General features: G+C 49.5%; 15 protein-coding genes. 14 read left to right on the forward strand and 1 reads right to left on the reverse strand.

Annotated elements, in window-relative coordinates:
- The first annotated feature begins 18 nt into the window (after positions 1 to 18).
- From HMPREF1705_RS07860 to HMPREF1705_RS07920, 13 genes are read left to right on the forward strand one after another with little or no spacing between them, the layout of a single operon-like run.
- Complete coding sequence (locus tag HMPREF1705_RS07860; RefSeq protein WP_057940869.1) at positions 19 to 798, forward strand: MlaE family ABC transporter permease; 780 nt, start codon at positions 19 to 21, stop codon at positions 796 to 798.
- Positions 798 to 1,565 (forward strand): ABC transporter ATP-binding protein, encoded by a 768-nt coding sequence (locus HMPREF1705_RS07865; RefSeq protein ID WP_057940870.1) that lies wholly within the window; start codon positions 798 to 800, stop codon positions 1,563 to 1,565. Before HMPREF1705_RS07860 ends, HMPREF1705_RS07865 begins: the two co-directional genes overlap by 1 nt.
- Complete coding sequence (locus HMPREF1705_RS07870; protein WP_057940871.1) at positions 1,562 to 2,923, forward strand: MlaD family protein; 1,362 nt, start codon at positions 1,562 to 1,564, stop codon at positions 2,921 to 2,923. The genes HMPREF1705_RS07865 and HMPREF1705_RS07870 overlap by 4 nt, the downstream gene beginning before the upstream one ends.
- Before the next feature lie 2 nt (positions 2,924 to 2,925).
- Positions 2,926 to 3,570, forward strand: a complete 645-nt coding sequence (tmk, locus tag HMPREF1705_RS07875; RefSeq protein ID WP_057940872.1) for a dTMP kinase — start codon at positions 2,926 to 2,928, stop codon at positions 3,568 to 3,570.
- Positions 3,530 to 3,967 (forward strand): DUF327 family protein, encoded by a 438-nt coding sequence (locus HMPREF1705_RS07880; protein WP_009201331.1) that lies wholly within the window; start codon positions 3,530 to 3,532, stop codon positions 3,965 to 3,967. Before tmk ends, HMPREF1705_RS07880 begins: the two co-directional genes overlap by 41 nt.
- Positions 3,943 to 4,707 (forward strand): DNA polymerase III subunit delta', encoded by a 765-nt coding sequence (locus HMPREF1705_RS07885; protein ID WP_057940873.1) that lies wholly within the window; start codon positions 3,943 to 3,945, stop codon positions 4,705 to 4,707. Before HMPREF1705_RS07880 ends, HMPREF1705_RS07885 begins: the two co-directional genes overlap by 25 nt.
- A complete protein-coding gene (locus HMPREF1705_RS07890) occupies positions 4,682 to 5,764 on the forward strand; it encodes a PSP1 domain-containing protein (protein WP_057940874.1) in 1,083 nt (360 codons plus the stop codon). The genes HMPREF1705_RS07885 and HMPREF1705_RS07890 overlap by 26 nt, the downstream gene beginning before the upstream one ends.
- 9 nt (positions 5,765 to 5,773) lie before the next feature.
- The gene (gene ftsY / locus HMPREF1705_RS07895; protein WP_083489968.1) at positions 5,774 to 6,691 is read left to right on the forward strand and encodes a signal recognition particle-docking protein FtsY; all 918 of its coding nucleotides are present in this window, start codon (positions 5,774 to 5,776) and stop codon (positions 6,689 to 6,691) included.
- A gap of 24 nt (positions 6,692 to 6,715) precedes the next feature.
- The gene (locus HMPREF1705_RS07900; protein ID WP_057940876.1) at positions 6,716 to 7,387 is read left to right on the forward strand and encodes a hypothetical protein; all 672 of its coding nucleotides are present in this window, start codon (positions 6,716 to 6,718) and stop codon (positions 7,385 to 7,387) included.
- Positions 7,368 to 7,886, forward strand: coding sequence for a DUF4416 family protein (locus HMPREF1705_RS07905; RefSeq protein WP_057940877.1), 519 nt, complete (start codon positions 7,368 to 7,370; stop codon positions 7,884 to 7,886). Before HMPREF1705_RS07900 ends, HMPREF1705_RS07905 begins: the two co-directional genes overlap by 20 nt.
- The gene (gene purB, locus HMPREF1705_RS07910) at positions 7,883 to 9,175 is read left to right on the forward strand and encodes an adenylosuccinate lyase (protein ID WP_057940878.1); all 1,293 of its coding nucleotides are present in this window, start codon (positions 7,883 to 7,885) and stop codon (positions 9,173 to 9,175) included. Before HMPREF1705_RS07905 ends, purB begins: the two co-directional genes overlap by 4 nt.
- A 15-nt stretch (positions 9,176 to 9,190) precedes the next feature.
- On the forward strand, positions 9,191 to 10,198 hold the full coding sequence (gene glpX, locus HMPREF1705_RS07915) for a class II fructose-bisphosphatase (protein WP_111089596.1): 1,008 nt from the start codon (positions 9,191 to 9,193) through the stop codon (positions 10,196 to 10,198).
- Positions 10,199 to 10,233: 35 nt separating this feature from the next.
- Entirely contained in the window at positions 10,234 to 11,901 is a 1,668-nt protein-coding gene (locus HMPREF1705_RS07920) for a formate--tetrahydrofolate ligase (RefSeq protein ID WP_057940880.1), read from the forward strand.
- Between the two features lie 65 nt (positions 11,902 to 11,966).
- Here the strand turns inward: HMPREF1705_RS07920 and HMPREF1705_RS07925 are convergent, their stop codons facing one another.
- Entirely contained in the window at positions 11,967 to 12,929 is a 963-nt protein-coding gene (locus tag HMPREF1705_RS07925) for a TAXI family TRAP transporter solute-binding subunit (RefSeq protein ID WP_057940881.1), read from the reverse strand.
- 153 nt (positions 12,930 to 13,082) lie between these two features.
- Here HMPREF1705_RS07925 and HMPREF1705_RS07930 point away from each other — a divergent pair, with 153 nt between their 5' ends.
- Positions 13,083 to 13,595, forward strand: coding sequence for a HutP family protein (locus HMPREF1705_RS07930; RefSeq protein WP_040348097.1), 513 nt, complete (start codon positions 13,083 to 13,085; stop codon positions 13,593 to 13,595).
- Positions 13,596 to 13,610: the final 15 nt, after the last annotated feature.

Here is a 13,610-nt window from a genome sequence, read left to right on the forward strand (position 1 = left end):
AGGGTAAAGGTTTAAATCATGGTCAAATGGCTGGAGACCCTGGGCAAGGCGATCGCATCTTTTCTAGATCTTTTGGGGTGGATCGCGTCGTTGGCTTTTCATGTTTTGGTTCATTTGCCGCGTGCTCGTGTGGATCTTCGTTCCATCACAGATCAGATGGAGCGGGTAGGAGTGCAGTCGGTCTTCATGGTCTCCGTCATAAGTGCCTTTACGGGCATGGTGATGGCTGTCCAGACTTTGGATCAATTTCTCAAGTTTGGCGCCTCGGGATATATCGGAGGGGTCATTGCCTTGAGCATGATAAGGGAAATGTCGCCAGTCTTAACGGGCATAGTGGTTGCCGGCAGAGTGGGGTCTTCCATGGCGGCCGAGATAGGGACTATGAAGGTGACGGAACAGCTCGATGCCCTGAGAGCCTTTGGTCTGGACGAATACGTTTTCGTAGGGGTGCCGAGGATTTTGGCAAGTTTGGTTATGGTGCCCATTTTAACGATATTTTCGATGACCGTTGGCACCTTTGGCGGCTATCTTTACGTCGCCTTTCGTGGCATCCACCCTCTCATATTCAAGGATTCCATAAAACTTTTGGTCAACGTCTATGACATTAATGGCGGCTTATTGAAATCCCTGGTCTACGGCTTCGTAATATCAATAGTAGCCTGCGCCTGCGGTTTCAGGGCTGAGGGAGGGGCTAAAGGGGTTGGCGAGACTACCACTTTAGCGGTAGTGTGGAGCAATATGTTAATATTAATATTGAACTACATGCTGTCAACCCTTTTATTTGGAGGAAGGGTTTAGTGGAAGAATATATTTTGCGTTTCGAGAAGGTCAGTAAGTCCTTCGGTGATAAGAAAGTTTTGAGGAATATAAGCTTTTCCGTGAAGAAGGGGGAAGTGGTTGCCCTCATGGGCCCTTCCGGTTGCGGTAAAACGACGGTCCTGAGGCTTATATTGAGGCTTATCGAGGCCGATGAAGGAGAAATCCATCTTTACGGCAGGGATATAACGCATCTTTCAGAAAGAGAACTGATAGATATCAGGAAGAAGGTAGGCATAGTCTTTCAAGGCGGAGCTTTATTTGATTCCATGACGGTCTTTGAAAATGTGGCATTTCCCCTCCGATACTGCCTTGACATCAAAGACGAAGGCTTAATGAGGGAAATGGTTTCTTCCATGTTGGAATCCGTTGAACTCCCGGATACGGAAGATCTCATGCCGGCCGATCTATCTGGCGGCATGAGGAAGCGTGTGGCCCTTGCTCGGGCTTTGGTCTATAAACCGTCGTTTTTATTGTTGGACGAACCGACGACGGGGCTTGATCCCCAGACGGCAAGGCACATCGATCGCCTGGTAGCCGATTTGAGCAGAAGACACAATCTCTCCGCAATGACCGTTACGCACGATGTAGTGTCGGCGCTGGGGATTGCCGATAGGGTTTTTTTGATGAAAGAGGGAGACATCGTATGGATGGGAACCTCTGAGGAGTGGGAGGCCTCCTCGGATCCAGAGGTGACCTCTTTTCTTCTCGGAACCAAATCGATACGTCATAGGGGGAGTGCCCCATGAAGCGGGAGGTTAAAATAGGCCTGGTTGTGTTCCTTGGCTTGGCGCTCTTGGCTGGCTTGATATTTGTGTCGGGTGGTCGTTTAGTGCGTCAGAGGGGCTATATCTTGGAAGTTCAATTGCCAGAGGCAAAGGGGTTGCCTCCGGGAGCCCCGGTTTATATATCCGGTGTGGAGACTGGTTATGTGGAAGACGTCTTCCTCACTGACAGGGGCGTAACCGTTTCTGTCTTCATCAAAGAAGGTGTGAATATACCCTCGGACAGCAAATTTTTCGTGCAGGGAGGAGGGCTTTTGGGAGAAGCGTCCCTTCAGATCAGAAGAGGGAGTAGCGATACCTTTATAATCCCCCCAGGTCCAGTAAAAGGTACGACGACGCCCGATGTGTGGAGCGTTCTTGAGGAGATGGAAAGAAACCTCAATTCCCTGCGGTCTTTCATCGACAATCTGAGCGGTCTCGTAGGCGATGAAGAGTTAGAAGACCTGAAAAGGGCCATGAAAAGAATTCCCTCATTTCTTGAAAGTGCCGAAGAGGCTTCGGAGAGCTTGAAGGGATTGTCCGACGAGGGCAAAGTCCTTTTGGGTGACATGAGGGGAAGGATGGGGACTTTTCTGGATAATGCCAACGGCATGGTTTCAAATATGAACGAGATCCTGGCCGAAAACAGACAGGCATTCAAAGAGACAATGGCTAACGCAAGCGATTTGGTCACCAGATTAAGTGCCATGGCGGAGGAATTGGATCGGGAAGGGCCCTTTGCTGCTGAGGTCAAACAACTTGTAAAAAATGCCTCCGATGCCGCCCTTGCCTTCGAGAGATTCGTAGTCGAGCTCGAAAAGACTTTTTTCAGCGAGAGCGAGGATGGCGACAGTAAGGGCAATCTTCCCAAATTGCTCGAGGATGTGAGGCAAACCCAGGAAGCAGCCCAAAGGACTTTAAAGACCATTCAGAAGATAGAGGTAAAAGGAGATGTCTCCCTTAGGGGCAAGACCTTTGGAAGGGGAGAAGATGCCTACATGGATGTCAACGTGGCGCTCGGCATGAAAAACAGAAAGGATTTTCTGCTCTTTGGCGTCGACGATCTGGGCGACGGGAGTGACTTTACGTTTAGTTACGGATACAGGTGGAAATGGATATCCCTCTGGGGGGGTCTGGTCAGGGACGATTTGGGAGTGGGTCTCGGCTTAGGAGATCCGACCTCTTTTCCAATACAGTTGATCGGAAAATGGTGGGACGACGGATCGGGCGCATGGTCGTTGGAGGGTCGTTACAACCTCAACAATCGATACGGCCTTCTCTTTCGCCATGACGAATTGGACGACGAGAGACGCGAATCCGTAGGCGTTTATTACAAATTTTAAGGGTGATCGGGTTGTTTATTACTTTTGAAGGCATAGACGGTTCCGGAAAATCGACTCACGCCAAAAGATTGTACGAACATTTGTCGAACATTTTTGGGAACGAAAGAGTGCTGATCACTCGCGAGCCGGGAGGATGGAGCGGGGGATCGCAGCTTCGTGATATCTTGCTGCACAGCAATTGGAGACCCTGGAGCGAGTTTTTTCTTTTCATGGCAGACAGGTGCGAGCACGTTGAGGAGCAGATAAAACCTGCCCTGGCGAAGGGGCAGATAGTGATATGCGAACGTTACACCGATTCCACTCTAGCCTATCAGGGATGGGGCAAGGGACTGCTCTTGGAAGAGATGGAAAGGCTTTTTTCTCTGCTTGATTTTCCCCTCCCCGATCTTACTATATGGCTAGATATTTCCGTGGATACGGCGATGAAGAGGATCAAAGCGAGAAGTGCCTCAGATAGACTTGAGGAAGAGAGGTTTCTCGCGGTGGTACGAAGGGGATACGAAGAGCTGTCCAAAAGAAACCCTGTCAGGATAAGGCGAGTCTTTTCCGGGGACGAAGAAGAAAAAGTTTTTGAAGAAATTACCAGAGTAGTGGAGGACTTTATGGATGAAGGTGGAAAGGAGAAATTACAAAGAAAGGCGCCATAGCGTAACGGCTGCAGATTGGGACAGCTCGACAAGGGAACACAGGGTGGAGGCGAAAAAGGGGGAATCCTTCGATGGGTACGTCGATAGGGAAGAGATAAATTCTCTTTTGAGAGAGCTGGACGACCTGGGGATGGCCTTGTCCAGGTATCCCTCCAAAGAGCTGATACATAAATATAGGTTGCTCGTTCGTCAGATTATTGCCTTAATACTGGAGAAGTTGCGTGTTAAAAGGGAGTACGGATTTTCTTCGCGCAGCAACAAAATATATACGATTGTGGAAAGGACAGAGAGCTCTTTGTCGAAGCTCGAGGATGCATTGGACAAAGAGAGAGAAAAGATCGTCATACTGAATATAATTGAGGAGATTAAGGGATGTCTGATATCGCTTTTGTTATAAGAAAAAGCGAGGCTTTCAAAACGATTGCTACGGCAATTATGTATTCCAGAGCACCCCATGCGCTTTTTATAGAGGCACCAGATCCATTTCATGAGAAAATTGCCGTGGAGGTGGCACGCCTCTATCTGTGCGAAAGCGGAAATGGAGACGACGAATGCCCCTCATGCAGGAGCTGGAACGAAGGGGATCACCCCGATTTTATAAGGCCCGTTGAATGGGACAAGTCGCCCGGGATAGACGATTGCAGGAAAATGGCCGCTGAATTATATTTAGCTCCTGTTGTTGCACCGAGGCGCTTCCTTGTCATACCCAGGGGAAGCGGATTGTCCCTTCCTGCCGCCAACAGTTTGCTCAAAATATTGGAAGAACCTCCAACTTGGGGGGCTCTCCTCATACTTTCCGATGGTGGGGGATTGCCCGAAACGATTAAAAGTCGTACCTGGCAATTGACCATTGACGTAAAAGAAGAGGTAAGTCCGCTGGCGTTGCCCGAGGGAAAAGACGGTTGGCTGTCATTGATCGCGTCAGCCTCAGAGATGACGCAGCAGGAAGCCCTTGTTATGATGAATATGTGGATTAACTGGTGCCTCGGAAATGGCGAGATCGAAAGGGCTGCGATGATCGATAAGATCAGGTTGATAGCCGAAAAGGGGCACATCCCTAACTATATGGCCTTTGATCTCCTTTATGCTTTCTTGGAGGAGGAATTATCCGATGAATTATTTGATAATCTTTGGTAAGCCTCGATTTTTGGGGTTGATATATAATTGCGAAGAACATCTCGAAAAAAACGTTAAAATCGTGATAGAAAGCTCCAGAGGGCTCGAATTAGGATATGTCGCGGGGACTTTGAGCGAAGAACAGGTGCGTAAATATAAAGAAAAGTTCGAGTCTCCCAAGGAGTACGACGAAGGCGATAATATAAGGTCGGCAGAGCCTTTATGGCAGTGTGTCAACCTTTTGAGGTTGGCCGATGAGGAGGATCTTTCCGAAGCAGAACGGCAGAGAGGGGAAGAGGAAGAGGCCCTCCCCTTAGTGCGCAAAATACTCAAGAACCACGATCTTCCGATGAAGATAGTGGATGTGGAATATGTATTAGACAGAAAAAAGTTGTATTTTTACTTTACCTCGGAGCAGAGGGTGGATTTTCGATGCTTCGTAAAAGATCTTGCCAGGGAGTTTAAAACCCGAATAGAGCTGAGGCAGATAGGGGCAAGGGATGAGGCGAAGATCCTCGGGGGTTTGGCGCCCTGCGGAAGTCCCTGCTGTTGTAGTTATTGGATGTCTGAATTTTTCCCCATTTGCATCCGTATGGTAAAGGAGCAGAATTTAGCGCTTAACCCATCGAAAATATCGGGCCTCTGCGGCAGGCTCATGTGCTGCATGAGCTACGAATATGACTTGTATAAGCAACTATGGAAGGATTTGCCGAATCCCGGTACAAAAATAAAGACGCCCTCCGGAAATTACCATATATCAGGCGTCGATTTGGCGAGCAGTACCGTGAGAATCAGAAGCCCAGAAGGCGTTGAGTTTTTAGTGCCTGTCGGTGAATTTGTCCTTTTTCGAAAGACCGTCGAGGATGGAGGTAAATGGAGTTTGCATCCAAAATCTGGTGATATAGCTGAAGTTGCTCAATCATTGAGCGAGACATTTACTTCAAGTGTCGAATCTTCTCCATCGAGACCGTCGAATGACGACAGAAGAAAAAGAGAAGAAAAGAACGAAAACACGCGCAACGGTAAAGGCAAAACAAAGCAAAAAACAAAAAGTAGAAAGCGTAAAAGTAAAATTTAATGGGGTGAAATGATGGCGTTTTTTGACGCATTAAAAGAAAAACTGCAAAATGTAAAAAAGGGCTGGTTAGGTCTGGGGTCTCTCTTTGCCCCGGACAAGAAAATCGATGAATCCTTTTGGGATGGTCTGGAGGAGCAGCTTTTGCTTGGCGATGTGGGGGTCGACCTTACGGATGAACTCGTTGCCGAATTGAGACAGGAGGCCAGGAAATCTAATATAAAGGATGCGTCGGCTCTAAAGGAGAAATTCGTCGATCTGATCGTCCGAAAACTGGAGGAAATTCCCGGCATGGGAAAACCAATCGAGACAAAAAACAAACCTGCAGTTGTCTTGCTGGTAGGCGTCAATGGAAGCGGAAAGACTACAACGGCGGCAAAGTTGGCATCCAAACTTGCAAGCGAAGGCAAAAAGGTCCTGTTGGCCGCTGCCGATACGTATCGCGCGGCCGCTATCGACCAGCTGAAGGTGTGGGGTGAAAAGATAAACGTTCGCGTCGTGGCCCACGATGTCGGAGGAGATCCGGCAGCTGTTATTTACGATGCCATAGAAAGCGCCGTTGCATCCGATGGGGACTTGGTGATTGCCGATACCGCAGGTCGGCTTCACACAAAGCACAATTTAATGGAGGAATTGAAAAAAGTCAAAAGGGTAGTGGAGCGGAGACTGCCCGACGAGCCCTTCGAGTCGCTGCTGGTTTTGGACGCAGTAATGGGGCAAAATGCCTTCTATCAGGCTGAGGTTTTCAACGAAGCACTGAGTTTGACGGGGGTCATCTTGGCTAAATATGATAACACTGCGAAAGGTGGTATAATTCTTGCGGTCGCCCAAAGGATGTCCCTTCCGATCAGATATGTGGGCTTGGGAGAGGGTAGCGAAGACCTTGAGCTCTTTGAGCCACGATCTTTTGTAGAGGCGCTTCTGTCTTAGTTGAGCGGCAAAGGAGGTCTGACTTTGGAAGAAGAAAGCCTGGATCATATCGTTTTGAGCGAAGATGCGACCGTTAGAGATTCTCTTAGAGCACTTTACGGGACCGCCTTCAAAGCAGCCAGTTTTTCCGTCGGCGACAAGACCTGCTTGATATCTAAGGACGAGCTGGTAACAGCTTTGGAGAAGGGGCTTGGAGATTTGCCATTGAGGAGGGTGATTTCCAGCGGCCCTCTGTATTGCACCGACGGCTTAACGGACGAGGAACTGCGCTTGCCTTTGCTCAGGGTCAAGGATGGCACGGTTATTGTTAATGAGGCGGCCAAAAAACTCATAGACCGCGCTTCAATAGAGCTTTGCGAAATCAATGAATCGTCGTCGGAATGTGCTATGTTGCATATGGACAACGGAAGTGTCATTTCTATAGAACCTGTGGGCAACGGGTATTTCGTGGTCAAGGAGTTGGGCAGAGATGAAGTGGAAGAGATGCTCGGTACAGCCCGATGGGCAGCTATAGGCAAAGCCCTCTGGAACTATCTCGAGGCAAAGGATATGGCTTTGAAGGTCGAGGAGAGGGAAAAGAGGGGGGCTGTTCCTTTGAGATGGAATGGATTAGACCTCGGTTTTTTGACTTGCCGAAAAAAAAGAAAGAGCCCGAGCAAAGGAAAGGAACCCAAGAATGGCTCCTCCTCTGGTTAAGCTGCTGGTGGGTTTTTTATTCCCCGATGAAGCTTTTTATAGGTGGACGATCGACGGCATATCCTCGCTGTGGGGGTCCGTAGAGAGGAGGAGTCCGGTTTATCCCTTTGACCATACCGATTATTACAGGGATATTTCCCCCGTCCTTTATAAGGCTTTCGTCAGCATAGAGGGCCTTTGGCCTGCAGATCAGCTTGTAAGGTGGAAAGTGCAGGCCATTGCCCTGGAAAAAAAGAGCGGGCACAAACGCAAGATAAACGTTGATCCGGGCTACGTCGACGGAGCAAGGCTGGTTTTGGCATCAACGAAGGATCATGCCCATAGGATTTACATTTCGGAGGGCATATTTGCTGAGGTGACCCTGCGTTATATGTTCGGCAAGTGGGTTTCCTACGATCATACCTTCCCGGATTTCAAGAGCGGCCTTTACGACGACTTTCTTGACGCAGTGCGTAGGGATTGGCTTTCCGACATGAGGAAAAGGAGGACTCTTCAGTGATAGAACGTTACGAAACCGAAGTTATGCGCCACATATGGAGCGATGAAAATAAATATCGGACCTGGCTTGAAGTGGAATTGGCGGTTTGTTGCGCCTGGAAGGAAGAGGGAGTAATACCCCAGGAAGCTTACGAGGTTATCAAGGAAAGGGCGACCTTCGATATCGAACGCATAAAGGAAATAGAATCTAAAGTTCATCACGACGTAATAGCCTTCGTCTCCTGTGTTGCCGAAAGCGTAGGAGAGGAGGGAAGGTTCATCCATCTGGGCCTCACAAGCAGCGATGTCCTGGACACGGCATCGGCCCTACTTTTAAAAAGATCTCTCGAAGTTGTCATGGAAGAATTGACCTTACTGTCCAAGCTGGTGTTGGACAAAGCCTTTTCCTGCAAATACTTGCCCTGCATAGGCAGGACCCATGGGGTTCACGCCGAACCAATGAGTTTCGGCCTTAAACTCCTAAATTGGCATTCTCAGCTGAAGAGATCGGAGGAGCGCTTGAGTTTGGCTCATGACCAGATAAATTACGGAAAAATATCGGGAGCGGTAGGTACTTACGCCCACTGTCCGCCGTCGATAGAAAAAAAGGCCTGCTTGCTTTTAGGCTTAAAGCCGGCGCCCATATCCAATCAAATCCTTCAGAGAGACAGCCATGCCTTCCTTTTGCAAACCCTCGCTTTGCTTGCTTCCTCTTTGGAAAACATGGCCCTGGAGATCAGGCATCTACAGCGTACCGAAGTGTTGGAGGCCATGGAGCCTTTTTCTAAGGGACAAAAAGGCTCCTCTGCAATGCCGCACAAAAGAAACCCCATTTTATGCGAGCGCATATGCGGGATGGCGCGCCTGCTCAGGGGATATAGCCTTAGCGCAATGGAAAACGTGGCGCTTTGGCACGAGAGGGATATTAGCCATTCCTCGGTCGAGAGGGTCATCTGGCCCGATGCTTTTCACATCACCCACTACATGATTCGCACTTTTAAGCGCATTGTGGAGTTTATGGAAATAGATGCTGAAAGGATGGCCAAGAACATCGAGCTGACCAGAGGGCTGATTTTCAGTCAGAGGGTGTTGCTTGCTCTCGTCGAAAGGGGTATGAACAGAGATGAGGCTTATGAGGTCGTTCAACGGTACGCCCTGAAATGTTGGAACGGAGAGGGCGATTTCAGGGTGATTTTGTCTCAAGATCCAGCAATATCCTCTTTGCTTTCGGCGGATCAATTGCGTGAGCTTTTCGATGTCGGCTATTACTTGCGATATGTTGATGATATATTTGACAGATTCGACAAATAAATGGAGGTGTGCATCTTGGGCGTCCCCGACAGGAATATGGCTTTAGAGTTGGTAAGGGCAACGGAAGCTGCAGCCATGGCTGCAGGGCGTTGGATGGGACGTGGCGACAAAAACGCCGTGGATAATGCGGCCGTCAATGCCATGAGGTATATGTTGAACACCGTTTCAATGGATGGAGTTGTGGTCATTGGCGAGGGAGAAAAGGACCAGGCCCCCATGCTTTTTAACGGCGAAAAGTTGGGTCTGGGTTGTGAACCTGAGGTGGATATTGCCGTCGATCCCGTTGACGGTACTACCCTTACGGCGCTGGGAAGGCCAAATGCCGTAAGTGTAGTCGCCGTAGCTGAAAGCGGAAGCCTCTACAGTCCGAAGCACATATTTTACATGAATAAGATAGCTACCGGTCCTGAGGCGGCAGAAGTCATTGATATTGAGTTGTCTCCATCGGAGAACATCCGGCGCGTAGCGAAGGCGAAACACAAGGCCGTAGAAGACGTTACGGTAGTAGTGCTTGACAGGCCTCGTCACGAGAGCTTGATTCAGGAGATAAGGTCTTTAGGCGCCAGGATAAAATTAATACCCGACGGGGACGTTGCGGGTGCGTTGATGACATGCAAGGAAGATAGCGGCATAGATCTTCTCTTAGGCGTTGGGGGTTCCCCCGAAGCCGTAATATCGGCATGCGCCATTAAATGCATTGGGGGTAATTTTCAATGCAAACTTTGGCCGAGAAACCGCGAGGAAAGAGAACGTTGCCTTGAAATGGGCATGGATATAGATAGAGTGTTAAATATTGATGATCTTGTAAAAAGCGATAACGTATTCTTCGCAGCTACGGGCGTTACCGACGGTGAGCTTCTGAAGGGAGTCCGTTACAGGGGCGCCACGATAACGACCCACTCCCTCGTAATGAGATCTAAAAGCGGTACCGTAAGGTACGTGGAGGCAATACATCGGAGCAAGAAGTTGTACGAGATAAGCGATATCGAGTACTTGCCCAGGATGTCGAAGGGCCTATTATAATTTTTTATAACATTTCTTGAACAGGAGGAGATCCCATGTTATCCGATATCGAAATAGCCCAACGATCAAAGCTAAAACCCATAAGGGATATAGCACAAGACTTAGGAATACCCGAAAGGTATTTACTCCCCTACGGCCACTACAAGGCCAAGGTGGACGTAAACTACATGAAGGATTTAAAGGAAAGGCCCGACGGCAAGCTCATACTTGTCACCGCAACCACCCCCACCCCTGCGGGGGAGGGAAAGACCACCACTACGGTGGGGCTTACTCAAGCTTTGGTGAAGCTAGGCAAAAAGGCCATGCTATGCCTTAGAGAACCCTCGCTTGGTCCCTGCTTTGGCGTTAAGGGGGGAGCTGCGGGAGGAGGCTACTCCCAGGTACTTCCCATGGAGGAGATAAACCTCCACTTCACGGGAGACATACACGCCGTGGAGACGGCCCACAACCTGCTTGCAGCCCTGCTGGACAACCACCTGCACCAGGGAAACCCCCTTAAGATAGACCCCAGGGAGATAACCTGGAGGAGGGCCATGGACATGAACGAGAGGGCCTTGAGGAACGTGGTCATAGGCCTTGGAGGGAGGGCGAACGGATTTCCCAGGGAATCGGGATTTGACATCACCGTGGCCTCCGAGGTGATGGCCATATTGTGCCTTTCCAAGGACTTAGCCGACCTAAAGGAGCGCCTCTCCAAGGTGGTCGTAGGTTACGACGAAAGCGGTAATATGATAAGGGCAGGAGACTTGAAGGCTCATGGCGCAATGGCAGCCCTCCTTAAGGAGGCCATAAATCCAAACCTGGTCCAGACCATAGAACACGTGCCCGCCTTCGTCCACGGAGGACCTTTTGCCAACATAGCACACGGCACGAACTCCATAATAGCCACGAAGATGGCCTTGAAGCTAAGGGATTACGCCGTAGTCGAAGCGGGCTTTGCCTCCGACCTGGGAGCGGAGAAGTTCTTCGACATAGTCTGCAGGTTTGCGGGCCTCTCCCCTTCGGCAGTCGTGTTGGTCACCACCGTCAGGGCCTTAAAGCACCACGGAGGGGTGAAAAAGGAAGACCTCTCCAAGGAAAACCTTGAGGCGCTATCCCAGGGCCTTGAAAACCTCAAAGCCCACCTCGACATACTCTCCAACTTCGGCATTCCCGTAGTGGTGGCATTAAACAAGTTCGCCTCCGACACCGATGGGGAGATAGAGATGGTCATGGAGGCTACGGAGGAAAGAGGCGCCAGTATAGCCCTTTCCGAGGTGTGGGAGAAGGGAGGAGAGGGAGGCATAGATCTGGCAAAGAAGGTGCTTGAGGCTACGAAAGAGGAAAAAAGCTACAAACCCCTCTACGAGTTAGACCTTCCCCTTACGGAAAAGATAAGGACCATAGCGACCAAAGTTTACGGAGCAGACGACGTGGAATACTCCCCTCAGGCTTTAAAGACCATAAAAAACCTGGAGGAAAAGGGCTTCGGCGGTCTTCCCGTCTGCATGGCGAAGACCCAGCTATCCATATCCGACGACCCTCAAAAGCTTGGAAGGCCTAAAGGATACAAGCTATCGGCAAGAGAAGTGAGGCTGTCAGCGGGAGCCGGCTTCGTCGTTGTCATATGCGGTAACATAATGACCATGCCGGGCCTTCCTAAAAAGCCTGCCGCAGAGTTCATAGACATAGACGAAGAAGGGAACATAACGGGGTTGTTTTAAGTGCAAAATAAACATAACGGGGAAGCGGAGGCTTCCCCGTTATGTTTATGACGATTTGAGTATCCTTATTTTACCTCAGGTATCTTTAGTCCTATTTCCTTGTAGTAGCGAATAGCTCCGTCGTGGAGAGGAACCGATAATCCGTCGAATGCGGTCTCAAGGGTTATTAGCTGGGCCTTGGCGTGAACGCGCTGTACATCATCGATATGCTCCCAAAGCGCTTTGGTGAATTGATATACAACTTCTTCGGGAACGTCGGCATCGACAGCCAGCATGGCCATGACCGCAGGAGTTTGAACGTCGCGATCTATCCCCTTATAGGTGCCGGCAGGAATGGTGTCTTTAATGTAAAACGGATATTTTTCCTGCAGCTTGGCTAAGAAATCATCGTCGAAACTCACGAGATCGACATCGTGGGTGGTAGCAAGGTCCATTATGGCAGCCACAGGATAGCCTCCGACGACGAAACCGGCATCGAGCTGACCGTCCTTCATGCGGTCAACGGTGTTGTTGAAATCGAGAAAATCCACTTTCATGTCATCGTATTTGATTCCTGCGATATCCAGAAGGCAGCGCATGTCCGCTTCAGTTCCCGAACCAGGGGCTCCCACGGAGACTCTCTTGCCCTTCAGGTCGTAAATGCTTTTTATGTTGGCCTTTTTCATCACAACCAGGTGATTGGTTTCCGGATAGAGGGTTGCTATCGCCCTGATATTGGGAAAGGCATTTTTAAACATTATTTCGCCCCTAGCAGCCCACCAGGCCGTATCGTTTTGTACGAAGGCAAACTCGATGCTGTGGGTTCCAAGCAGGTTAAGGTTGGCAACTGCGGCATTTCCGGTTTCTGCCGTGGCCTGGATGTCTTCCGCATAACGGCTCACTACGTCGGCAATGCCTCCGCCTATCGGGTAATAGGTCCCTCCCGTGCCGCCCGTGGCGATGGAAACAAAGGTCTTGGCCTGAGCCGTGCCTACCGAAAAAACGAGACCTACAACCAAAGCCATTAATAAAACTTTTCTTATTCTCATTTAATCCCCTCCTCATTGTTATTGATAAATCTTATTGCCACCTAATGCACAAAACTCTATGTTATTTTAAAATATAAACGATAAGCCGGAATATTTCAAGACTCATTTGCTTGATTTAACATGATAAAAGTGATGCGAAGGAGCGATGGTTCGATGTTGGAGAAAAGAGAAGAGAGCGAAAGGTTTGCGGAGGCTGTCGAAGAACTGGGAGAGGACGAAGAAATATTGGGCACTCTCGAGGTGTCCTACGATATCCGTCAGGAGAGCCAGGTTGGAAGGGTTGCGGTTTTGCTAGCTGCCACTACTAATAAAAACGAGGAAGAATATCTCAAGGAGCAGATCAAAAGGCTCGGCTGGAGAGCTGTGGCTACTGAGGTAGGAGGTTTAGTCGGTAACATATCCGGCAAATTGACGCGTTCCCTGGTAGGGGCGGCGCTAAACGGCAATGTGGTCAAGAAGACGGGTAGCGAAATGCACGCTCTGATGCACGCCTCAATGGAAGCAATAAACAGTTTTTTGCCGATTTGCCTGTTGGAAGCGAGCGTTGGCGCAAAATTGGCCATTGTTCGAAGCAAAAAATGGATAGGAGTTGCTATAATTGGTGACAGTGCCTATCATGCTGCCGCTCACCACGACAGGTGCGGTTTGGGCGTCATGCACATTTGAACAAAGAGAAGGCTT

Source organism: Acetomicrobium hydrogeniformans ATCC BAA-1850 (assembly GCF_000160455.2).
Taxonomy (GTDB): domain Bacteria; phylum Synergistota; class Synergistia; order Synergistales; family Acetomicrobiaceae; genus Acetomicrobium; species Acetomicrobium thermoterrenum.

Excerpts from the sequence above, each read along its gene's own strand:
- HMPREF1705_RS07860 (WP_057940869.1), top strand. The coding sequence starts at position 19 with ATGGTCAAATGGCTGGAGACCCTGGGCAAGGCGATCGCATCTTTTCTA.
- HMPREF1705_RS07930 (WP_040348097.1), top strand. The coding sequence starts at position 13,083 with ATGTTGGAGAAAAGAGAAGAGAGCGAAAGGTTTGCGGAGGCTGTCGAA.
- ftsY (WP_083489968.1), top strand. The coding sequence starts at position 5,774 with ATGATGGCGTTTTTTGACGCATTAAAAGAAAAACTGCAAAATGTAAAA.
- HMPREF1705_RS07890 (WP_057940874.1), top strand. The coding sequence starts at position 4,682 with ATGAATTATTTGATAATCTTTGGTAAGCCTCGATTTTTGGGGTTGATA.
- HMPREF1705_RS07885 (WP_057940873.1), top strand. The coding sequence starts at position 3,943 with ATGTCTGATATCGCTTTTGTTATAAGAAAAAGCGAGGCTTTCAAAACG.
- HMPREF1705_RS07905 (WP_057940877.1), top strand. The coding sequence starts at position 7,368 with ATGGCTCCTCCTCTGGTTAAGCTGCTGGTGGGTTTTTTATTCCCCGAT.
- HMPREF1705_RS07920 (WP_057940880.1), top strand. The coding sequence starts at position 10,234 with ATGTTATCCGATATCGAAATAGCCCAACGATCAAAGCTAAAACCCATA.
- HMPREF1705_RS07870 (WP_057940871.1), top strand. The coding sequence starts at position 1,562 with ATGAAGCGGGAGGTTAAAATAGGCCTGGTTGTGTTCCTTGGCTTGGCG.
- HMPREF1705_RS07925 (WP_057940881.1), bottom strand. The coding sequence starts at position 12,929 with ATGAGAATAAGAAAAGTTTTATTAATGGCTTTGGTTGTAGGTCTCGTT.
- HMPREF1705_RS07880 (WP_009201331.1), top strand. The coding sequence starts at position 3,530 with ATGAAGGTGGAAAGGAGAAATTACAAAGAAAGGCGCCATAGCGTAACG.